The sequence below is a fragment of the Achromobacter insolitus genome, from assembly GCF_002209555.1.
Taxonomy (GTDB): domain Bacteria; phylum Pseudomonadota; class Gammaproteobacteria; order Burkholderiales; family Burkholderiaceae_B; genus Achromobacter; species Achromobacter insolitus.
This window is the reverse complement of record NZ_NJIF01000004.1, coordinates 121,084-141,001: the sequence shown is the minus strand read 5'-3', so window position 1 is coordinate 141,001 and position 19,918 is coordinate 121,084. Positions and strand designations below refer to the sequence as shown.

19 protein-coding genes are annotated in these 19,918 nt (G+C 65.8%); 18 read left to right on the top strand and 1 reads right to left on the bottom strand.

The features are described from left to right. The first annotated feature begins 3 nt into the window (after positions 1–3). The 5 genes from CEY08_RS29975 to CEY08_RS15730 all read left to right on the top strand — a co-directional run bounded on the left by CEY08_RS29975 (position 4) and on the right by CEY08_RS15730 (position 2,783). The gene (locus CEY08_RS29975; protein WP_164794001.1) at positions 4–168 is read left to right on the top strand and encodes a hypothetical protein; all 165 of its coding nucleotides are present in this window, start codon (positions 4–6) and stop codon (positions 166–168) included. Then, a complete protein-coding gene (speD, locus tag CEY08_RS15745) occupies positions 165–515 on the top strand; it encodes an adenosylmethionine decarboxylase (protein WP_076814593.1) in 351 nt (116 codons plus the stop codon). Before CEY08_RS29975 ends, speD begins: the two co-directional genes overlap by 4 nt. Positions 516–631: 116 nt before the next feature. Next, on the top strand, positions 632–1,390 hold the full coding sequence (gene modA, locus CEY08_RS15740; protein ID WP_042794366.1) for a molybdate ABC transporter substrate-binding protein: 759 nt from the start codon (positions 632–634) through the stop codon (positions 1,388–1,390). 23 nt (positions 1,391–1,413) lie between these two features. Then, on the top strand, positions 1,414–2,100 hold the full coding sequence (gene modB / locus CEY08_RS15735) for a molybdate ABC transporter permease subunit (RefSeq protein ID WP_076814591.1): 687 nt from the start codon (positions 1,414–1,416) through the stop codon (positions 2,098–2,100). Further along, entirely contained in the window at positions 2,097–2,783 is a 687-nt protein-coding gene (locus CEY08_RS15730; protein WP_076814589.1) for an ATP-binding cassette domain-containing protein, read from the top strand. Before modB ends, CEY08_RS15730 begins: the two co-directional genes overlap by 4 nt. 16 nt (positions 2,784–2,799) lie before the next feature. Here the strand turns inward: CEY08_RS15730 and CEY08_RS15725 are convergent, their stop codons facing one another. Further along, on the bottom strand, positions 2,800–3,594 hold the full coding sequence (locus tag CEY08_RS15725) for a TOBE domain-containing protein (protein WP_076814587.1): 795 nt from the start codon (positions 3,592–3,594) through the stop codon (positions 2,800–2,802). Positions 3,595–3,760: 166 nt separating this feature from the next. Between CEY08_RS15725 and CEY08_RS15720 the strand changes: the two genes are divergently transcribed. From CEY08_RS15720 to CEY08_RS15660, 13 genes are all read left to right on the top strand, one after another. Beyond that, positions 3,761–4,354 carry a DUF4136 domain-containing protein gene (locus CEY08_RS15720; RefSeq protein ID WP_063641202.1) on the top strand — a complete coding sequence of 198 codons (594 nt, stop codon included), beginning with the start codon at positions 3,761–3,763 and terminating at the stop codon, positions 4,352–4,354. 33 nt (positions 4,355–4,387) lie between these two features. Next, complete coding sequence (locus CEY08_RS15715) at positions 4,388–5,581, top strand: patatin-like phospholipase family protein (RefSeq protein ID WP_063641203.1); 1,194 nt, start codon at positions 4,388–4,390, stop codon at positions 5,579–5,581. A gap of 196 nt (positions 5,582–5,777) precedes the next feature. Further along, positions 5,778–6,143: a helix-turn-helix domain-containing protein gene (locus CEY08_RS15710; RefSeq protein ID WP_042794362.1), complete on the top strand. Its 366-nt coding sequence runs from the start codon at positions 5,778–5,780 to the stop codon at positions 6,141–6,143. Between the two features lie 200 nt (positions 6,144–6,343). Further along, positions 6,344–7,609, top strand: a complete 1,266-nt coding sequence (locus CEY08_RS15705) for an efflux RND transporter periplasmic adaptor subunit (RefSeq protein ID WP_042794361.1) — start codon at positions 6,344–6,346, stop codon at positions 7,607–7,609. Positions 7,610–7,671: 62 nt separating this feature from the next. Beyond that, positions 7,672–10,905, top strand: a complete 3,234-nt coding sequence (locus CEY08_RS15700) for a multidrug efflux RND transporter permease subunit (RefSeq protein WP_076814585.1) — start codon at positions 7,672–7,674, stop codon at positions 10,903–10,905. Further along, positions 10,902–12,389 carry an efflux transporter outer membrane subunit gene (locus CEY08_RS15695; protein WP_076814583.1) on the top strand — a complete coding sequence of 496 codons (1,488 nt, stop codon included), beginning with the start codon at positions 10,902–10,904 and terminating at the stop codon, positions 12,387–12,389. The genes CEY08_RS15700 and CEY08_RS15695 overlap by 4 nt, the downstream gene beginning before the upstream one ends. Continuing rightward, the gene (pdxJ, locus tag CEY08_RS15690) at positions 12,386–13,126 is read left to right on the top strand and encodes a pyridoxine 5'-phosphate synthase (RefSeq protein ID WP_042794359.1); all 741 of its coding nucleotides are present in this window, start codon (positions 12,386–12,388) and stop codon (positions 13,124–13,126) included. The genes CEY08_RS15695 and pdxJ overlap by 4 nt, the downstream gene beginning before the upstream one ends. Positions 13,127–13,174: 48 nt before the next feature. Further along, a complete protein-coding gene (gene acpS, locus CEY08_RS15685) occupies positions 13,175–13,606 on the top strand; it encodes a holo-ACP synthase (protein ID WP_042794358.1) in 432 nt (143 codons plus the stop codon). 63 nt (positions 13,607–13,669) lie between these two features. Next, positions 13,670–14,728 carry a beta-N-acetylhexosaminidase gene (gene nagZ, locus CEY08_RS15680; protein ID WP_063641206.1) on the top strand — a complete coding sequence of 353 codons (1,059 nt, stop codon included), beginning with the start codon at positions 13,670–13,672 and terminating at the stop codon, positions 14,726–14,728. Further along, the gene (uvrC, locus tag CEY08_RS15675) at positions 14,691–16,517 is read left to right on the top strand and encodes an excinuclease ABC subunit UvrC (protein ID WP_042794356.1); all 1,827 of its coding nucleotides are present in this window, start codon (positions 14,691–14,693) and stop codon (positions 16,515–16,517) included. Before nagZ ends, uvrC begins: the two co-directional genes overlap by 38 nt. Positions 16,518–16,694: 177 nt before the next feature. Next, entirely contained in the window at positions 16,695–17,267 is a 573-nt protein-coding gene (gene pgsA, locus CEY08_RS15670; protein WP_042794355.1) for a CDP-diacylglycerol--glycerol-3-phosphate 3-phosphatidyltransferase, read from the top strand. Positions 17,268–17,497: 230 nt separating this feature from the next. After that, on the top strand, positions 17,498–18,802 hold the full coding sequence (locus CEY08_RS15665) for an MFS transporter (protein ID WP_076814582.1): 1,305 nt from the start codon (positions 17,498–17,500) through the stop codon (positions 18,800–18,802). A 109-nt stretch (positions 18,803–18,911) separates the two neighbouring features. Further along, complete coding sequence (locus CEY08_RS15660) at positions 18,912–19,913, top strand: cytochrome-c peroxidase (RefSeq protein ID WP_076814581.1); 1,002 nt, start codon at positions 18,912–18,914, stop codon at positions 19,911–19,913. Positions 19,914–19,918 lie beyond the last annotated feature (5 nt).

The following is a 19,918-nucleotide window of genomic DNA, read 5'->3' as shown; positions in this document are numbered from 1 at the left end:
AAGATGGGCAAGCTCCTGTACACCGTCTACGCCATCGTGGTGGTGATCTTCGCGACCGGGTTCAGTACGCCGGGCGCTCGCATGTCCAGCGGCGGCGGCTCCAGCAGCAGTTGGGGCAGCAGCTCGTCCGGCGGTTCCGGCTGGTCTTCGGGCGGATCGCACAAGTGACTTTGCATGCCACTCCCGGCCGTCATGTGCTGGCCGATTTCCGTGGCGTGCCGCCGGATCTCCTGACCGATGCCCAAGCGCTGGAGCGCGACCTGATCGCCGCGGCGGAGGCGGCGGGAGCCCGCGTGCTGAGCGCGCACTTCCATCATTTCGGCGACGGCGCGGGCGTGACGGGCGTAGTCCTGCTCAGCGAATCCCACATCAGCGTCCACACCTGGCCCGAGCACCGGTTCGCGGCGCTCGATATCTTCATGTGCGGGTCGGCCCGGCCCGAACTGGCGCTGGAACACCTGCGTGCGCGCCTGACGCCCGAAACGGTACGCGAGACCACGGTAGCGCGCGGCTGAGGCCGGCGTCCGCCCCTTCTTGATTTTGCTCAACGCCCCTCGGGAGCAAAATTGACGAGCGTTATATACCTAGATATATTTCGTCACCGACTTAGCGATTTCCCTGGGAGAAAATCATGTTCCGCAAACGTCCGATCGTGGCGCTGTCCCTGGCGCTGGCCGCCACGTGGGGCGCCAATGCCTGCGCCGGCGACCTGGTCGTGTCGGCCGCCGCCAGCCTGACCAATGCATTCAAGGAAGTCGCTCAGGGCTACGAAAAAGAGCACGCCGGCACTAAAGTCATCCTGAATTTCGGCGCATCCGACGTGCTGTTGCAGCAGATCGTCAAGGGCGCGCCGGCCGACGTGTTCGCCTCGGCAGACCAGAAGGCCATGGACAAGGCGATCGAGGAAAAGGCCGTCAAGCCGGCCTCCCGCGTGGACTTCGCCGCCAATCAGGTAGTGTTGATCGTCCCGGCCGACAGCAAGGCCAACATCACCACGCTGAAGGACCTGACCCGCGACGACGTCAAGCGTGTCGCCTATGGCAACCCGGCATCGGTGCCGGTGGGCCGCTATACGCAGGGCGCGCTGGAAGCCGCCGGCCTGTGGAGCGCAGTGCAGGCCAAGAGCGTGCTGGCCCAGAACGTGCGCCAGAGCCTGGACTACGTGGCTCGCGGCGAGGTCGACGCGGGCTTCGTGTTCGCGACCGATGCAGCCGTCATGGCGGACAAGGTCAAGATCGCGGTGCGCGTGCCTTCGCAGACCCCGGTTACCTATCCCATCGCCGTCACGACTCGCGAGGCCGCCGCCAAGGAAGCGGAAAGTTTCGTTGCCTATGTGCTGTCCCCCGCGGGGCAGGCGATACTGTCGCGCTACGGCTTCCAGAAGCCCTGATACCTGTTGAATCGTAGGCATTGATGAGTGATCCGGTTTGGGTTCCGCTGCTGCTTTCCCTGAAAGTGGCAGGCTGGGCAACGCTGTTGGCAACCGTGGCCGGCACGGCCGCGGCCTATGGCCTGTCGCGCTGGCGCTGGCCGGGGCGGGACCTGCTGGACGCGCTGCTCACCTTGCCGCTGGTGCTGCCGCCCACAGTGCTTGGCTACTACCTGCTGGTGCTGCTGGGACGCCGCGGCATTATTGGCGAGACCCTGGCGGGCTGGGGCATCGAACTGGTCTTCACCTGGCAAGGGGCGGTGATCGCGGCTTCCGTGGTGGCTTTTCCCCTGGTGTTCAAATCGGCGCGCGCCGCTTTCGAGAACGTCGATAGCCAACTGGAGAGCGCGGCGCGCGTGCTGGGCGTATGCGAAGCAGGGGTGTTCTTTCGCGTTACCTTGCCGCTGGCCGCCCGCGGCATCGCGGCGGGCGTGTTGCTGGCATTCGCGCGCGCGCTGGGCGAATTCGGCGCCACGCTGATGATTGCCGGCAATCTGCCGGGGCGCACGCAGACCCTGTCCGTCGCCATCTACGAGGCAGTGCAGGCGGGCGACGATGCCACGGCCAATATGCTGGTGATGGTGACTTCGGTGACCTGCGTGGTGGTCTTGCTGCTGGCCGGCAAACTGGTGCCTGTGAGTAGCGGCCGCCGCAACGGGAGCGCCCTATGAGCGTCAGCCTTCAGGTGCGCAAACAGATGGTGTCGGGCGACCGCCGTTTTACGCTGGACGTTGCGTTCGATTCGTCGGCCAAGCGCATTGCGTTGTTCGGTCCTTCCGGGGCGGGCAAGAGCCTGACGCTGCGGGCCGTGGCGGGCCTGTTGCGTCCGGATGCGGGCCGCATCGAAATCAATGGCCGCGTGCTGTTCGATTCGGATGCCAGCGTCAACCTGCCCGCGCAGTCGCGCCGCGTCGCCTATCTGTTCCAGGACTATGCCCTGTTTCCCCACCTGACCGTCGCGCAGAACATCGCCTTCGGGCTGCGGCGGGGCTGGCGCAATCCGCCGAGGCGCGAAGTCGGGCCGGAGGCGCAGCGCTGGGTCGATGCGTTCGAGCTGGGTTCTATCGTGGGCAGCTACCCCAGTGAAATCTCGGGTGGACAGAAGCAGCGGGTGGCGTTGGCGCGAGCGCTGATGCTGCGCCCGGACATCCTGCTGCTCGATGAACCCTTTTCCGCGCTGGATTCGCAGTTGCGGGGGAAGATGCGCTTGGAACTGGCCGCCTTGCAGCGTCAGCTGGACGTGCCGATGCTATTGATCACGCACGACCCGGCTGACGTCGATGCGCTGGCCGACGCAGTGTTCGAGGTGCGCGAGGGCAGGGTGCGCCGCCACGACGACGACGTGGGCGTTTGAGGGCTAAGTCGAGGCATCAGTCCAGCACGCCCAGAATGACGCTCGATGCCTTGAAGATCGCCACGGCGTCGGCGCCTGCGTCCAGCCCCAGATCCTGCGCGCTTTCGTTGGTGACGATGGCTGCCAGCGTCACGCCGCCTTCCAGGCCGATCAGGATTTCGCTGTTGACGGCGCCCGGGCGCAATGCGGTGATCTTGCCCGGCAGCTGGTTGCGGGCCGACAGGCGCAGGCCGGGGCCGGGCGCGCCCACGATGACGGACGAGGCCTTGACCAACGCAATCGCCTCTTTGCCCACGGCCAATCCCAATTCCTGGGTGCTTTCGCGGGTGATGGTGGCCGTGATGGTCTGGCCGCCCGCGATGCGCAGGACGATCTCGTCATTGACGGCGCCGGCGCGAATCTGGATGACGGTGCCCAATAGTTTGTTGCGCGCGCTGGTCTTGAGCATGAAACGCCTCATGAGGTCGATATCGCCGCTGGCGTTCACGCCAGCGCGGGTCAGGTTTTCCATGAACTTGCGGTGTTCGGCCTCCAGGGCGCGGAAGGTGGCGATGAGGCCGCGCGCACGGTCCGTCAGGCGCGTGCCGCCGCCGCCCTTGCCGCCGGCGGCCCGGATCACCAGCGGTTCTCCTGCCAGGTTGTTCATGGCGTCGATGGCATCCCAGGCGCCCTTGTAGCTCATGCCCACCGCGCGCGCGGCAGCCGTGATCGACCCCGTGGCGTCGATCTGCGCCAGCAGGTCTATACGGTTCTTTCCGCCCCAGGTCTGGGCGCCGGAGCGAAACCAAATCGAGCCATCGAGTTCCAGCATCTGTGTCGTGCCCGTGCTCGGGTCAAGGTATGGGACAACCTGAAAGTGTAATGGACGGAGGGTTGCGCTGGCGGTCGGCAATCCGTGCGATGAGAATGAGATTCTGTTGAAATTTTGCGGGCTTCGCGGCACTATGTGTACGCCTCGGGCTCACGGAGAAAACGACATGAAAGCGTTCAAATTGCTGGCTGCGGGTTCCATGACGGCTCTGCTGGCGGCCTGCGCCTCCGGCCCCACGGTCAAGAGCGACTACGACCACCAAGCAAATTTCGCGCAGTACCGGACGTTCGGCTATATGTCGCCGCTGGGCACGGACAGGGCTGGCTACAGCACGCTGTTGACCGAGCGCCTCAAGGACGCCACGCGCGGCCAGATGGAAATGCGCGGCTATACCTATAGCGCGGCCAATCCCGACCTGCTGGTCAACTTCAGCGCCAAGCTGCAGCAGAAGGTGCAGGTCACGCCTGCCGCGCCGCCCATGGGCCCGTATTACGGCTATCGCGCGGGCTTTTATGGCGGTTGGCCCGGTTACGGCTGGGGCGATGACGTCTACCAATATACTGAGGGCACTTTGAACATCGACCTCGTCGACGCGCGCCGCAGGCAACTGGTGTGGGAAGGCGTGGCGGTGGGCGAGGTCCAGCCCGACGCGTCCGCCTCGGCCGAAAACACGGACAAGGTGGTCGCGCAGATTTTCTCGAAGTATCCGTTCCGCGCGGGCGTGGCCGCGCCGCAATTGCCGGATAAAAGCAAACCGTAGGGCAGCCTGCCAGCCCTGCCTGGAGGATGCTGCATGAGCACTCGTCGCAAGGCCCCAACCCAAGATACCGGCGACACGCCGCCCTATGAAGTCGTTGCCCTGGTGCTGCAGGGCGGGGGAGCGCTGGGAGCCTACCAGGCCGGGGTGTACGAGGGGCTGCACGAGGCGGGCATCCGTCCCAACTGGATTTCCGGCATCTCGATCGGGTCGATCAATGCGGCGATCATCGCCGGCTCCCGCGAAGACGAGCGCGTGGAGCGCCTGCGCGGGTTCTGGGAACGCATCTGCCGACCAGCCGGCTTCGCCTCGGTGCCCTGGGGCGAAACGCTGAGCCCCATGTTCGAAGGCTTGCCGTTCGGCTTCGGCTCACCCGTCATGAATGGACGGCTGTCGGCGTTCCAGGCCTTGTTCTCGGGGCAACCGGGTTTTTTCAAACCGCGTTTTCCTCCGCCTTACCTCGTGCATGGCAAGGGCGCCGCATCCACCAGCTTCTATGACACCACGCCGCTGGCCGCGACCTTGCGGGAGTTCGTGGATTTCGACCTGCTCAACAGCGGAACAGTGCGCGCCAGTTTCGGCGTGGTGAACGTGCGGACCGGCAACTTCGCCTATTTCGATAGCCTGAAGGACACCCTGGCCCCCGAGCACATCATGGCCTCAGGAGCCTTGCCGCCCGGCTTTCCTTCCGTCGAGATCGACGGCGAGCACTACTGGGACGGCGGCGTGGTATCCAACACGCCGCTGGCCCAGGTGCTCACCACCGACAACATGCGGGATACGCTGGCGTTCCAGGTCGACCTGTGGCCGGCGCGCGGCGGCTTGCCCACCACGCTGGAGGAAGTGGCCGAGCGCCAGAAGGACATCCAGTATTCCAGCCGGACCCGACTGGTCACCGATCAGTTGAGGCGCGTGCTCAAGCTGCGGCATGGCTTGCAGCGCCTGCTGGAGAAGCTGCCGGAAGCCGAGCGCAATGCGGCCGAATTCGCGGAAATCCGCAAGCTGTCCCATACGCCGGCTACCAACATCATCAACCTCATCTACGAATCCAAGCACCGGGAGCGTTACTCCAAGGACTACGAATTCGGCACCGAGGCCATGCGTGAGCACTGGGAGTCCGGCCTGGCCGACATCCGCGCCACGTTGGCCAAGCCGGGCATCCTCGCTCGTCCTACGCAGGACAGCTGCTTCGTCACCCACGATATCCACCGCAACGGCAAACGCACCTGAATCGCCGGACGCGGGTCGCTCATGACCCGTACAGATCGGTACGGGTCAGGCAAGGGATCGGATCGGTCTGATAGGTGCGTGCGGATGCCGCCGCAGGCGAGCTCCCGCCGGTAGTCTCCCAGGACAACCTGCAACCTTGTTCCGGGAGCGGCCCCGCCGTGCTGCGCGGCGCGGACCGTCCCGGCGGAGACCCATCGTGAAAGCCCCCGCTCGCCTTGTTCCGTCCGCGTCCGTCCGCGCGGCCAATTCCTCTTTTCCCACGGACGGTTGGTGGACGCTGCTCTACCAGGGCTGGACCCTGCTGACGCCGCATGGCGCCCGCATCGGGCTGAGCGCCCTGGAGCGCGCCTGCCTGTTGAGCCTTGCTGCCAATCCCGGCAGGGAATTGCGGCGTGAAGAGTTCATCGCCGTGCGCCGGCGCACCACGATGCGCACGCTGAACGTGGCCATTTGCCGCCTGCGGGGCAAGGTCCTGCGGGCCGGCGCAAGGCTGCCGCTACACACGGTGCATGGCATGGGCTATGTGTTCCTGGGTAACCTCATGGAGCTTTCCGATACCTGATTTGTTGTACGAAAGCCCCCCGTACGCGGCCTTTGAAGCACTAAAAATCAGTGATTTCCCCAATAACTGAGTTACATTACTGGGCTAATTACGTGCCTTGATGACGCATGCTTCTTGTTTTTGATCGTGGCCAGAAGCCGCGGTTAAATACTGCGGTTACTTGACGCGATTACGGTTTACTACGCTACGCGGGGGTTTCAATGCGGTTTTCGCCTAAACGTATTTCTGGGCTGGCTTTTTCCGGTGGAGTCCTCGCGCTGATATTGGCGGGTTGCGGTGAAAAGCCGCAGATGAACCCTGGCATGCCGCAGGTCAGCGTCATTACGATCCAGCCGCAGCGCGCGCCGATCGTATCCGAACTGCCTGGCCGCGTGGACGCCGTGCGGGATGCGCAGATCCGCTCGCGGGTTACCGGCATCGTGCAGAAGATTGCCTTCGAGCAGGGCGGAGACGTCAAGGAAAACCAGCTGCTCTTCAAGATCGATCCGGCGCCGTACAAGGCCGCGTACGATCAGGCGGCAGCGCAGCTCAAGCAGGCGCAGGCCAATCTGTTCAGCGCCAAGCTGCTGGCCGACCGCTACGCGCCGCTGGTCAAGGCCAATGCCGTCAGCAAGCAGGAATATGACAATGCGGTGGCGTCGTACCGCCAGGCGGACGCCGCTGTCGCCGCCGCCAAGGCGGCCCAGGACAATGCCGCGATCAACCTCGGCTATACCGACGTGACCTCGCCCATCACGGGCCGCATCGGCAAGCCGCTGGTCACCGAGGGGGCGCTGGTCGAGGCCACCTCGGCCACGCAGATGGCCACGGTGCAGCAGCTGGATCCGATCTACGTCGACTTCACCCAATCCACCGCGGAACTTGCGTCCCTGCGCCGCGCTTTCGCCAGCGGCCAATTGCAGCAGGTCGGCAAGGACACCGCCCGCGCCACCATCGTGCTGGAAGACGGCTCCGAATACGGTCAGCCGGGCAAGCTGCTGTTCACCGGCATCACGGTGGACCCGAGCACCGGCCAGGTGAACCTGCGCGCCGAGGTCCCCAACCCCGACGGCATCCTGCTGCCCGGCATGTACGTGCGCGTGCGCCTGGAGCAAGGCGTGGACGACAAGGCGCTGATGGTGCCGCAGCAGGCGTTGCAGCGCACCGCGGACGGCCTGCAAAGCCTGATGCTGGTCAAGGACAACAAGATCGAGCAGATTCCGGTCACCACGGGTGGCGCCCTCCAGAGCAATTGGATCGTCACCAGCGGCTTGAAGGCCGGCGACGTGGTCGTGGTGGAAGGATTCCAGAAGGTCCGCCCCGGCGCTCCGGTTCAAGCCAGCGAATGGAAGAAGAACGGCGCAGCCGCGCCGGGCGGCCAGGCTCCTGCGCAACCCGGCGCCAAGCCGGCGGAATCCGCCCCGCAGCCTGGCGCCAAGCCGGCCGAGCCCGCGCAGCAGGACAAGGCCGCAGGCCAGAAATCTTAAGCGGCACGCGGCGCAAGCGCCGCGTTCCTCTTTGGTGAGCATCGCTTTCAGAGTCAGCCCACATGCCGCAATTTTTTATTGATAGACCGATTTTCGCTTGGGTAGTCGCCCTGTTCATCCTGCTGGCCGGGGTGTTGGCGATCCCGAACATGCCAATCTCGCAGTACCCGGACGTGGCGCCGCCAGCGATCACGATCACGGCGACCTACCCGGGGGCGTCGGCCAACGAAGTGGCCGAGCAGGTCACCAGTATCATCGAAGACCAGCTCAACGGCGCCAAGGGCCTGATCTACTACGAGTCGGTCAGCGATTCCTACGGCACCTCGACCATCACCGCGACCTTCGCGCCCGGGACCAACCCGGACCTTGCGCAGGTGGACGTCCAGAACCGCGTGTCCAACGTGGTTGCGCAGTTGCCCACCGCCGTGCAGCAGCAGGGCCTGCAATACGAGCAGACCAGTACCGGCTTCCTGATGGTGGCGGCGGTCTCGTCGACCGACGGCTCGCTGGACCAGACCGCGCTGGCGGACTACATCACGCGCAACATCAAGAACCCGGTATCGCGCGTGCCTGGCGTGGGCCAGTTCCAGTTGTTCGCGGCGCCGCGCGCCATGCGCGTCTGGGTCGATCCCGCCAAGCTGGTGGGTTTCAACCTGAGCATGTCACAGGTCAACCAGGCCATCGCGCAGCAGAACGTCGTGATCTCCGGCGGCAGCATCGGTGCGCCGCCCAACCCCGAGTCGCAGCGCATCACCGCCACGGTCACGGCCAACGGCCAATTGAGCACGGTCGAGGGCTTTGGCAGCATCGTGCTGCGCGCCAATACCGACGGCTCCAAGGTACTGCTGCGCGACGTCGCGCGCATCGAGGTCGGTGCTGACAACTACCAGTTCGGCGCTCGCCTGAACGGCAAGCCGACGGCGGCGTTCGCCATCGTGCTGTCGCCTAACGCCAACGCGCTGGCCACCGCGCAGGGCGTGCGCCAGCAGATGCAGGAATTGTCCAAGTACTTCCCGGGCAACATCACCTATTCCATCCCCTACGACACGGCGCCTTACGTGAAGGTGTCCATCGAACAGGTGGTGCACACCCTGGCGGAAGCCATGGTGCTGGTGTTCCTGGTGATGTATCTGTTCCTGCAGAACGTACGCTATACCCTGATCCCGGCCCTGGTGGTGCCGGTGGCCATGCTGGGGGCGTTCGCCGTGATGCTGGCGCTCGGGTTCTCCATCAACGTGCTGACCATGTTCGCCATGGTGCTTGCCATCGGGATTCTGGTGGACGACGCCATTGTGGTGGTGGAGAACGTCGAGCGGATCATGTCCACGGAGGGCCTGCCACCCAAGGAGGCCACCAAGAAGGCCATGCCGCAGATCAGCGGCGCCATCATCGGTATTACGCTGGTGCTGGTGACGGTGTTCCTGCCCCTGGCCTTCATGAGCGGTTCGGTGGGCGTGATCTATCGCCAGTTCTCGATCGCGATGGCCGTGTCCATCTTCTTCTCCGCGCTGCTGGCGCTGACCTTCACGCCGGCCTTGTGCGCCACCATCCTCAAGCCGGTGCCCAAGGGTCACCACGAGGACAAGAAGGGCTTCTTCGGCTGGTTCAACCGCAAGTTCGACGCCACCACCCACAACTACCAGAACTGGGTGTCGCGCATCCTGCACAAGGGCGGCCGCATGATGCTGGCATTCCTGGTGCTGGTCCTGCTGCTGGGCTGGCTGTACCTGCGCCTGCCCTCGTCCTTCCTGCCCGAGGAAGACCAGGGCTACGTGGTCAGCAACATCGAACTGCCCACGGGCGCGACGGCCAACCGGACGGTCGAGGTCATCGAGCAGGTCGAGAAGTACTTCTCGGAGGTGCCGGCGGTCGAGAACGTCATCGCCGTGCAGGGCTACAGCTTCAACGGCAACGGCCTGAACGCCGCTATCGCCTTCGTCACGCTGAAGGACTTCAGCGAGCGCAAGGAGCGCAAGGATTCCGCGGGCGCGATCGCCTTCCGGGCCTTCGAGAAGCAGCTGATGGGCATCCATGACGCGCAGGTGTTCACCCTGGTGCCGCCCGCCATTTCGTCCCTGGGCAACGCCACCGGCTTCGACTTCCGCCTGCAGGACCGCGGCGCGGCGGGTTCCGCCGCCCTGGCTGCGGCGACGGGCGAGCTGATGGGCCTGGTCATGAAGAGTCCGGTGCTGTCGCAAGTGCGTATCACCGGCCTCGGACCGGGCGCGCAATTGAGCCTGACCATCGACCGTGACAAGGCGGCTGCGCTGGGCGTGGATTTCAACGAGGCCGCCTCGCTGATTTCCACCGCGGTCGGTTCCGCTTACCTGAGCAAGTTCCCCAACCTGGGCCGGATGCAGAACATCTGGGTGCAGGCCGACGCGCCGTACCGCATGCAGCTCAATGACGTGCTGCAACTGAACGCGCGCAACAGCCAGGGCGGCATGGTGCCGCTGTCCACCTTCGTCAAGGCCGAATGGAAGCAGGGCCCGGTGCAGGTGGTGCGCTACAACAGCTATGAATCCATGCGCATCAGCGGCGACGCCGCGCCGGGATACACCACGGGCGAGGCGATGGCCGAGATGGAACGCCTGGTGGGCCAGCTGCCGCAGGGCTTCGGCTACGAGTGGAACGGCCTTTCCTACCAGGAACGCCAGGCGGGCAACCAGGCGCCGATCCTGATGGGCCTGTCGCTGCTGGTGGTGTTCCTGGTGCTGGCCGCCCTGTATGAAAGCTGGGCCATCCCGATTTCGGTGATGCTGGTGGTGCCGCTGGGCATGCTGGGCGCCGTGGCGCTGATTAGCGCGCTGGGCATGTCCAACGATGTGTACTTCCAGGTGGGCATGGTGACCGTGATCGGCCTGGCGGCCAAGAACGCCATTCTTATCGTGGAATTCGCGAAGGACCAGTACGCCCGCGGCATGGGGCTGTACGAGTCCGCGGTGGAGGCCGCGAGGCTGCGGTTCCGTCCCATCCTGATGACTTCGCTGGCGTTCATCCTGGGCGTGGTGCCCCTGGCCATGGCGACGGGGGCCGGCGCCGCCAGCCAGCGCGCCGTGGGCCTGGGCGTGCTGGGCGGCATGTTGGCCGCCACGCCGTTCGCGGTGATTTTCGTGCCGACCTTCTTCGTGGTGGTGCTGGGCCTGTTCAAGACCCGGCCGCGCCTGCTGGGCGCCGAGCTGCGCGCCTTCGAAGAAGAGCAGGCGGCCAAGAAGGCCGCGGCCGGACAGGCTGCGCCGGACGCTGCCGCGCAACATCCCGCACAACCCAACGGTGGCCAGGAGGGCAAGGAATGAAAGCCCTGAAGTTCAAACAGACCGCCTTGTCCGCTTTCGTGGCGGTGGCGTTGGCCGGCTGCTCGCTGGCGCCTGATTACAAGCGTCCCGACGCGCCGGTGGCGGGCGCGTGGCCCGATCAGCCCAAGGTGCAATACGGCGGCTACGCCAAGCCCACTTCGCTGGGCACCCAGCCGTCTACCTCCGTCATGCCGCAGGAAGGCACGCCCGCGGCCGAGCTGGGCTGGCGCGAGTTCTTCCGCGATCCACGCCTGCAAAGCCTGATCGAACTGGCGCTGGTGAACAACCGCGACCTGCGCGTGGCGGTGCAGCGCGTGGAAGAGGCCCGCGCCCAATACGGCATCCAGCGTGGCGCGCAATGGCCCAGCATCGGCGCCGGCATCCAGGGCCAGCGCCAGCACCTGCCTGCCAATATGCGGCAGCCCGGCGCAGGCTCCATCAGCAGCTCCTACCAGGCGGGCATCGGCCTGACCACCTTCGAGATCGATCTGTTCGGCCGCCTGCGCAGCCTTTCCGAGGCGGCGTACCAGCAGTACCTGTCCACCGAGCAGGCGCAAAAGAGCGTGCACATCACGCTGGTGGGCGCGGTCGCGCAGTCATATTTCAACCTGCGCGCCGCCGAGGTCCAACTCGACCTGACGCAGCGCACTCTGGCGTCGCGCCAGGAATCCTATAACCTGGTCAAGCGTCGCTTCGATGGCGGCGTGGCCTCCGAACTGGACCTGAACCAGGCGAAGACGTTGCTGGACTCGGCCTCGTCCGATCTGGCGCAATTGGCCCGCGCCCAGGCGCAGGCCATGAACGCCCTGGTGCTGCTGGTCGGCACGCCGTTGCCGCCGGATCTGCCGGCGCCTGCCGTGTTCGGCCGCGACCAGTTGCTGGCTACGGTGCCTGCGGGCCTCCCGTCCGACCTGCTGGAGCGCCGTCCGGACATCATGGCCGCGGAAAACCAGCTGAAGTCCGCCAACGCCAATATTGGCGCGGCGCGCGCTGCGTTTTTCCCGACCATTTCGCTGACCGGCCTCTTGGGCGTGGCCAGCCCGTCATTGGGCGACCTGTTCAAGGGGGGGCAGGGCTACTGGAGCTTTTCGCCTTCGATCACCACGCCATTGTTTGCGGGCGGCAGCATCCGCGAAGGCTTGAACCTGGCCAAGGCGCGCGACAATATCGCCGTGGCGCAGTACGAGCAGTCCATCCAGCAGGCGTTCCGCGAAGTGTCGGACGCGCTGGCGGGCGAAGCGACCTACGGGGCCCAGCTGGACGCCCAGCGTGCCCTGCAGGACGCTTCGGGACGCACGCTGGAACTGTCCAATTTGCGCTATACCAATGGTATCGACAGCTACCTGCAGGTGCAGACCGCGCAGGTGGACTTTTTCAATGCCCAGCTCGCCCTGGTCCAGACTGGCCTGGCCGCGCTGATCAACCGCGTGGAACTGTACAAGGCCCTGGGCGGCGGCTGGGAAGAAACAACGAAAGTGCAATGATAGAACTTGGTGTAAACATCGATCACGTTGCCACGCTGCGGCAACAACGCCACACGACCTATCCGGATCCGGTTGCCGCCGCGCTGCGCGCGGAGGACGCCGGCGCCGACCTCATCACGCTGCATCTGCGCGAAGACCGGCGCCACATCCAGGATAAGGACGTCTACGCCATGCGTCCGCAGTTGCGCACGCGCATGAACCTGGAGTGCGCGGTGACGGCCGAAATGCTGGAGATCGCCTGCGCGGTCAAGCCGAACGACGTCTGCCTGGTACCGGAAAAGCGCACCGAGCTCACGACCGAGGGCGGACTGGAAGTCGCGGGCGCCATGGGGCCGGTGTCGGATGCCGTCGGCCTGCTGGCCGAAGCCGGTATCCGGGTGTCGCTCTTCATCGATCCGGATCCGGTACAGATCGCGGCGGCGGCCAAGGCCGGTGCGCCGGTGATTGAATTGCACACGGGCGCCTATGCCGAGGCCGAAGGGGAGGCCGCCGAGGCCGAACTCCAGCGGCTGCGTCTCGCCGTGGCCGAAGGGTTGCGCCATGGCCTGCGCGTGAATGCGGGCCACGGGCTGCATTACGGCAACGTCAAGCCCGTCGCCGCGCTGGACGGCATTTCCGAACTCAACATCGGCCACGCCATCGTGGCTCAGGCGGTGTTCGACGGCTGGGAAAAGGCGGTGCGCGACATGAAGGCGCTGATGGTGCAGGCCCGCCTGCAGGCGCTGCGCGGCCTTTGAGCGCCGACCCGATGACCGCTTCTTGCCGCTGGCCGCGCGCTCATCTCCATGTCTGACGCCTCACGCCCCGCCGCGCCCGCGGGCGCCATTGCCGGCATCGGCATGGACCTGCTGCGTATCGACCGCATCGAGCGCGCGCTGGCGCGCCATGGCGACCGTTTCGCGGAAAAGATCCTCGGCGCCGAGGAACTCCAGAAGTTCCACGCGCGCCGCGCCCGCGATCCGGTGCGTGGCCTGCGCTTCCTGGCCACGAGGTTCGCGGCCAAGGAGGCGTTTTCCAAGGCCATTGGCCTGGGCATGCGCATGCCCATGACCTGGCGTCGCGTGCAGACGCTGAACGCGCCTGGCGGGCGTCCGGTGCTGGTGATCGCCCCAGAATTGCTGCAATGGTATGAGCAGCGCTTCGGCGCGGCGCATGTTTCCATTACCGACGAATCCGACATGGCCGCCGCCTACGTGGTGGTCGAACGCAAGCCTTGAGCGCGGACCTCCAGTGGTGGTGCGCTGCCGGCTTGCCAGTCATAGACACAAGGACAGCCTGACATGGCCAAGAAAAAATCCAGGGCGGTCCTGCCGCCCGGCCCCGTGATGGTCGATGTGGCGGGATATACCCTGACCAAGGCGGAAAAGAAGCGTTTGCGCCACCCGCTGGTGGGCGGCGTGATTCTGTTTGCGCGCAATTTCGAAAGCCGCAAGCAACTGACCGAATTGACGCGCCAGATCCACAAGGCCCGCAAGGAGCCATTGCTGATCCTGGTGGACCATGAAGGCGGCCGCGTGCAGCGCTTCCGCGAGGATGGCTTCACGCCGCTGCCCGCCATGCGTGACCTGGGCGCGCTGTGGGACCGCGATCCGCTGCAGGCCATGCGTCTTGCGACCGAAGCGGGCTACGTGCTGGCCGCCGAGTTGCGCGCTTGCGGCGTGGACATGAGCTTTACGCCCGTGCTGGACCTGGACTACGGTGTCAGCAAGGTGATCGGCACGCGTGCCTTCCACCAGGATCCACGCGTGGTCACCATGCTGTCGCGCGCCCTGATCCAGGGCCTGCAGCTGGCGGGCATGTCTGCCTGCGGCAAACACTTCCCCGGCCATGGCTACGTCGAGGCTGACTCGCATCACGAGATTCCGGTGGATCCGCGCCCGCTGGAGCGTATCCTGAAGGACGACGCCGCGCCTTATGCCTGGCTGGGCGACGCGGTGCTGCCATCGGTGATGCCCGCGCACGTGATCTACCCCAAGGTCGACAAGCATCCGGCCGGCTTCTCCAGGCGCTGGGTCCAGGACATCCTGCGGACCCGTCTTGGCTACGACGGCGTGGTGTTCTCGGACGACCTGACCATGGAAGGCGCATCGGTGGCCGGCGACATCCTGGACCGGGCCAATGCCGCGCTGGGCGCCGGCTGCGATATGGTGCTGGTATGCAACCGCCCGGACCTGGCCGACGAGTTGCTGGAGCGCCTGGAATTCAAGCACGCGCCCGAGTCCGTGGCCCGCATCCGCCGCCTGATGCCGCGTTTTGCCGCGCCGGACTGGGACACCTTGCAGGCCGAAAGCCGTTATCAGAATGCCCGACGACTTCAATCTCAAATCGTTCCTGGCTGACCTGCCGCATCTGCCGGGCGTATACCGGCATCTGGATGCGGCCGGCGAGGTCATGTATGTCGGCAAGGCGCGCGACCTGAAGAAGCGCGTCTCGTCGTATTTCCAGAAGAACCTGGCCAGCCCCCGCATCGCCCAGATGGTGGCGAAGGTGGCGCGGCTGGAAGTGACGGTGACGCGTTCCGAAGCAGAAGCGCTGATCCTCGAAAACAACCTCATCAAGACCCTCAAGCCGCGCTACAACATCCTGTTTCGCGACGACAAGTCTTATCCTTACCTGCTGATCACCGGCCATGAGTGGCCGCGCATTGCGTATTACCGCGGCGCGACGAACAAGCGCGGGCAGTATTTCGGGCCGTTTCCCAACGCCTGGGCCGTGCGCGAGACCATCCAGATCCTGCAGAAGGTCTTCCGCCTGCGTACCTGCGAGGACTCCGTTTTCGCCAACCGTTCACGGCCCTGTCTGCTGCATCAGATCGGGCGATGTTCGGCACCCTGTGTCGGCGCGATCGACGCCGCCGGCTACGAGCGTGACGTCGAGCGCGCCGTGCGCTTCCTGAATGGCGAGGCCAAGGAAGTGATGGGTGAGATCGAAAGCCGGATGCAGCAGGCCGCCAGCGAACTGCGCTTCGAGGAGGCCGCGGCGTTGCGCGATCAGATGGGTTCGCTGGCGCGCGTGCTGCACCAGCAGACCATGGAGAACGTCAGCGGCGAAGACACCGACATCATCGCGGTGGCGATCGCGGGCGGCAAGGTGTGCGTCAACCTCGCGATGGTGCGCGGTGGCCGCCATCTGGGCGATAAGCCCTTCTTTCCCGCGCATGCCGAAGGCGAGGCGGCGCCCCAGGTGCTGGAGGCCTTTGTCGCGCAGCATTACACGGACAACGCCATGCCGCCGGTGCTGGTCTGTTCGCATGCCTTGCCGGATCCCGACCTGATCGGGCTGCTGGTGGAGCAGGCCGGCGGACGCCCGTCGCGCGTATTGACCCGCCCTCAGGGCGCACGCCGGGCCTGGCTGGAACAGGCGACCAAGAACGCCGAGATGGCCCTGGCCCGCGCCTTGACGGAGTCTGGCGCCCGCGCCGCGCGCACGCTGGCGCTGGCCGAGGCGCTGGATCTGGACACGGACGAGGCCGCGCTGGACGCGCTGCGCATCGAGTGTTTCGATATCAGCCACACGGCGGGCGAGGCCACGCAGGCATCCTGCGTGGTCTTCGAACACCACGACATGCAGCCGTCGCTGTACCGGCGCTACAACATCGCTGGCATTACGCCGGGCGACGACTACGCCGCGATGCGCCAGGTGTTGAGCCGCCGTTTCGCCAAGGTCGCGGACGGCGAGGCGCCCATGCCTGGCCTGGTGCTGATCGACGGCGGCAAGGGCCAAGTCGAAGTTGCCCGCCAGGTGTTCGTGGAACTGGGCCTGGATATCCAGACGCTGGTGGGCGTAGCCAAGGGGGAAGGGCGCAAGGTCGGCCTGGAAACGCTGGTGTTCGCGGACGCCCGGCCGCCGGTGGCCCTGGGCGGGGAGTCCGCCGCGCTGATGCTGATCGCCCAGGTGCGCGACGAGGCACACCGCTTCGCGATCACCGGCATGCGGGCGCGCCGCGCCAAGGCGCGCAATGTTTCGCGGCTGGAGGAAATCGAAGGCATCGGCGCCCGCCGCCGCCAGCGCCTGCTGGCCCGCTTCGGCGGCTTCTCCGGCGTGGCCTCGGCCAGCATCGAAGACCTGGCGTCGGTCGACGGCATCTCCCAAGACCTGGCGATCCGCATCTATGAAGCCCTGCGGTAGCCGCCATGCATAAATGCCGGCGGTTACTCACCCTCTGCTCGGTTACAGACGCAGCAACCGGCGTAGCGCCAGCCGGGCCGCGCGGATCCGGCTCCGCCGGTCCGCAGCGGCGCCCCCCTGGGGGGGAAGCGCCTCCGGCGCTTCGGGGGGGCGTCTTACTGTTAGCATACGTACACTATGCCAATTAACGTACCCATTATCCTGACATGGCTGCGCATCGCCATGATTCCGCTGGTGGTCGGGCTGTTCTATCTGCCCGAAAGCTGGATGTCGGTCCCTGTTCGCGACACCTTCGCCGCGTGGGCTTTCATCATTGCGGCGCTGACCGACTGGTTCGACGGCTGGCTGGCCCGTCGCTGGAACCAGACATCGGCGTTTGGCGCCTTCCTGGATCCGGTTGCCGACAAACTGATGGTCTGCGCCGCCCTGATCGTCCTGTTGGACCTCAGCCGCGTCGACGCCTTCATTTCACTGATCATCATCGGCCGTGAAATCACAATTTCCGCGCTGCGCGAATGGATGGCCAAGATCGGCGCCAGCGCCAGCGTGGCGGTGCACAGATTGGGCAAGTTCAAGACGGCCGCGCAGATGGTGGCGATTCCCTGCCTGCTGTACAACCAGCCGATCTACGGCGTCAGCTCCCGCCTGCTGGGCGATGTGCTGATCATCGTGGCGGCGGTGCTGACGGTATGGTCGATGCTGTACTACCTGCAACGCGCCTGGCCCGCAATCCGCGAAAAGGCCCTGTAGTCATCCTTGTAGTCCGTCCCTGCAGTCTGTCCTCGTAGTACATATATATTGGTTTGCACAACGGCGGTCCGGCTCGCGCAAGGCGGCCGCCGTTACCTACAAAGAGCGACCAGCCGGCGTGGCCGGCATGGCGCCTCAGAGTCCAACGCCCGGCACACCCGGACGTTGCCGGAGACAACCCGCGCCGCCCGAGGCGTCGCGCTACCTGCCGCTGACCGCGGCCGCCTGCAATGAACACCGCTGCGAATACCCTGGCCCTGGATGCCGCCGCCCGCCGGCGCGACTGGAAGATCATCCTGCTGATTGGGGTGGCCCACGCTTCCTCGCACTTTTTCCAACTGGTCCTGCCTTCGCTCTATGTTTCCCTGGGCAACGAGTTCGGCCTGGACTTCGCCCGGCTGGGGCTGCTCGTGTCCACCTTCTACGTGGTGTCGGGCATCGGCCAGGCGTCGTCGGGTTTCGTGGTGGATCGGATCGGTGCGCGGCCGGTGCTGTGGTTCGGGCTGGCCTGCTTTGTGTTGTCCGGGGTCCTGATCGGATCCGCCAATGGCTATGCCATGCTGATCGCGGCCGCGGTGGTGGGCGGTATTGGCAACTCCGTCTTCCATCCCGCCGACTATTCCATCATCAACCACCGTATTTCCGCGCCGCGCCTGGGGCACGCTTTCTCCACGCACGGCCTCACGGGCAACCTGGGCTGGGCGCTGACGCCCGTGTTCATGACCAGCATCACCCTGCTGGCGGATTGGCGGGTGGCCGCCTATAGCGCGGCCGCCCTGGTCGCGCTGGTCTTGCTGCTGACCGTGCTGGGTCGGGATCTGATCGGCGGTCCGTCGCCGCTGGACGGCCATGCGGATGCCGATACCGGCAAGCCCGCCGCCAAGCCCGTGGCGAAGCCGCAGGAAAGCGTGCTGACCACGCTGGCCACGCTTTTGTCCAAGCCGGCGCTGTGGGGCGCGTTCCTGTTCTTTGCCTGCACCTCCATCGCGCTGTCTTCGGTGCAGAACTACACCATTCCCTTGCTGGGGCAGCTCTACGATCTGTCCAAGGTCGCGGCCAGCTCGGCGCTGTCCGGCTACATGGTGGCCTCGGCCGTGGGCATGGCTGCAGGCGGCTTTCTGGTGTCGGCCAATCCGCGCACCGAGCGCACCGTGATGGTGGCGCTGATCCTGGCGGGCTTGACCCTGGTGGTGCTGGCGCTGGGCCTGGTGCCCTCGGTCCTGGCGGCGCCAGTCGTTGCCCTGGCGGGCTTTTGCTCCGGGGTGGCGGCGCCGTCGCGCGACATGCTGATCCGCCGCGTCACGCCCAAGGGATCGACCGGCTCCGTCTACGGGCTGGTGTACTCCGGCATGGATGTGGGCTCGGCCTTGGGCCCGCTCGCGTTCGGCCTGCTGCTCGATGCCGGCTTGCGGCAGGGGCCCTGGGTGGGCGCAGGCGTGGCCTTCGCCGCCGCGGCCTTCCTGGCGCAGTGGATCGCGGTGCAGGCGCGGCGCGCGGAACCCGCGGCTACGGCCTCGGCGGCCGCGCGTTCCTGAACCGGCCGGGGCTTAGGTCCCGGCGGGTTTGACCCCGCGCAAGGTGAAAGGGGCGGCGCTCTGATGTAATAACCATGTAATCGAAGTGGTTATTACTCAGGAGAAGCCAATGAGAAGGGCAAGCGCGTTGCTGGCGGCAGGGATCGCCTTGGGCAGTTGGACGCATTCGACCATGGCGGCCTCGCAGGAACCGATACAGCCGATCGAGCCTGCGGTGATCAAGGAACCGGCCAGGGTGGAGCTGGGCAAGAAGCTGTTCTTCGACCCACGCCTGTCGCGCTCAGGCGCAATTTCCTGTAATTCCTGCCATAACCTGGGCATGGGCGGCTCGGACAATCTCAAAGCCTCCATCGGCCACAAGTGGCAGCAGGGCTCGATCAACTCGCCGACGGTGCTCAATTCCAGCCTGAACATCGCCCAGTTCTGGGACGGCCGCGCCAAGGACCTGCGTGAGCAGGCTGGCGGGCCCATCGCCAACCCCATGGAAATGGCCTCCACCCATGAACTGGCCGTGCAGGTGTTGAACTCCATCCCCGGCTACCGGGCGGAATTCAAGCAGGTCTTTGGCAAGGACGAGATCGGCATCGATGAGGTCACCGGCGCCTTGGCCGCGTTCGAGGAATCGCTCGTGACGCCGAATTCGCGCTTCGACCAATGGCTGCGCGGCGACCAGAAAGCGCTTACCGTGCGAGAGCTGGCGGGCTACGAACTATTCAAGAACAGCGGCTGCGTGGCCTGCCACAACGGGGTGGCGGTAGGCGGCAATTCGTTCCAGAAAATGGGTCTGGTCACGCCGTACGTCACCGAGAACAAGGCCGAGGGGCGGGCGGCGGTGACGGGCAAGGATGCCGACCGCTTCAACTTCAAGGTGCCTACGCTGCGCAACGTTGCGCTGACCTATCCGTACTTCCATGACGGCGAGGCGGCCACCCTGACGCAGGCCGTGGATGTGATGGGCCGGCTGCAGCTGGGCCGGACCTTCTCGGCGGACGAGAATGCGCAGATCGTGGCGTTCCTGAAGACCCTGACGGGCGACCAACCCGCGATTCAGTATCCGGTGCTGCCGCCGTCGGCGGACGACACCCCCCGGCCCGCGCCCTTTGTGAAGTAGCCGGA

Coding starts and splice junctions, on each gene's coding strand:
- CEY08_RS29975 (WP_164794001.1), top strand. CDS start 4: ATGGGCAAGCTCCTGTACACCGTCTACGCCATCGTGGTGGTGATCTTC.
- modA (WP_042794366.1), top strand. CDS start 632: ATGTTCCGCAAACGTCCGATCGTGGCGCTGTCCCTGGCGCTGGCCGCC.
- modB (WP_076814591.1), top strand. CDS start 1,414: ATGAGTGATCCGGTTTGGGTTCCGCTGCTGCTTTCCCTGAAAGTGGCA.
- CEY08_RS15730 (WP_076814589.1), top strand. CDS start 2,097: ATGAGCGTCAGCCTTCAGGTGCGCAAACAGATGGTGTCGGGCGACCGC.
- CEY08_RS15725 (WP_076814587.1), bottom strand. CDS start 3,594: ATGCTGGAACTCGATGGCTCGATTTGGTTTCGCTCCGGCGCCCAGACC.
- CEY08_RS15720 (WP_063641202.1), top strand. CDS start 3,761: ATGAAAGCGTTCAAATTGCTGGCTGCGGGTTCCATGACGGCTCTGCTG.
- CEY08_RS15715 (WP_063641203.1), top strand. CDS start 4,388: ATGAGCACTCGTCGCAAGGCCCCAACCCAAGATACCGGCGACACGCCG.
- CEY08_RS15705 (WP_042794361.1), top strand. CDS start 6,344: ATGCGGTTTTCGCCTAAACGTATTTCTGGGCTGGCTTTTTCCGGTGGA.
- CEY08_RS15700 (WP_076814585.1), top strand. CDS start 7,672: ATGCCGCAATTTTTTATTGATAGACCGATTTTCGCTTGGGTAGTCGCC.
- CEY08_RS15695 (WP_076814583.1), top strand. CDS start 10,902: ATGAAAGCCCTGAAGTTCAAACAGACCGCCTTGTCCGCTTTCGTGGCG.
- pdxJ (WP_042794359.1), top strand. CDS start 12,386: ATGATAGAACTTGGTGTAAACATCGATCACGTTGCCACGCTGCGGCAA.
- acpS (WP_042794358.1), top strand. CDS start 13,175: ATGTCTGACGCCTCACGCCCCGCCGCGCCCGCGGGCGCCATTGCCGGC.
- nagZ (WP_063641206.1), top strand. CDS start 13,670: ATGGCCAAGAAAAAATCCAGGGCGGTCCTGCCGCCCGGCCCCGTGATG.
- uvrC (WP_042794356.1), top strand. CDS start 14,691: ATGCCCGACGACTTCAATCTCAAATCGTTCCTGGCTGACCTGCCGCAT.
- pgsA (WP_042794355.1), top strand. CDS start 16,695: ATGCCAATTAACGTACCCATTATCCTGACATGGCTGCGCATCGCCATG.
- CEY08_RS15665 (WP_076814582.1), top strand. CDS start 17,498: ATGAACACCGCTGCGAATACCCTGGCCCTGGATGCCGCCGCCCGCCGG.
- CEY08_RS15660 (WP_076814581.1), top strand. CDS start 18,912: ATGAGAAGGGCAAGCGCGTTGCTGGCGGCAGGGATCGCCTTGGGCAGT.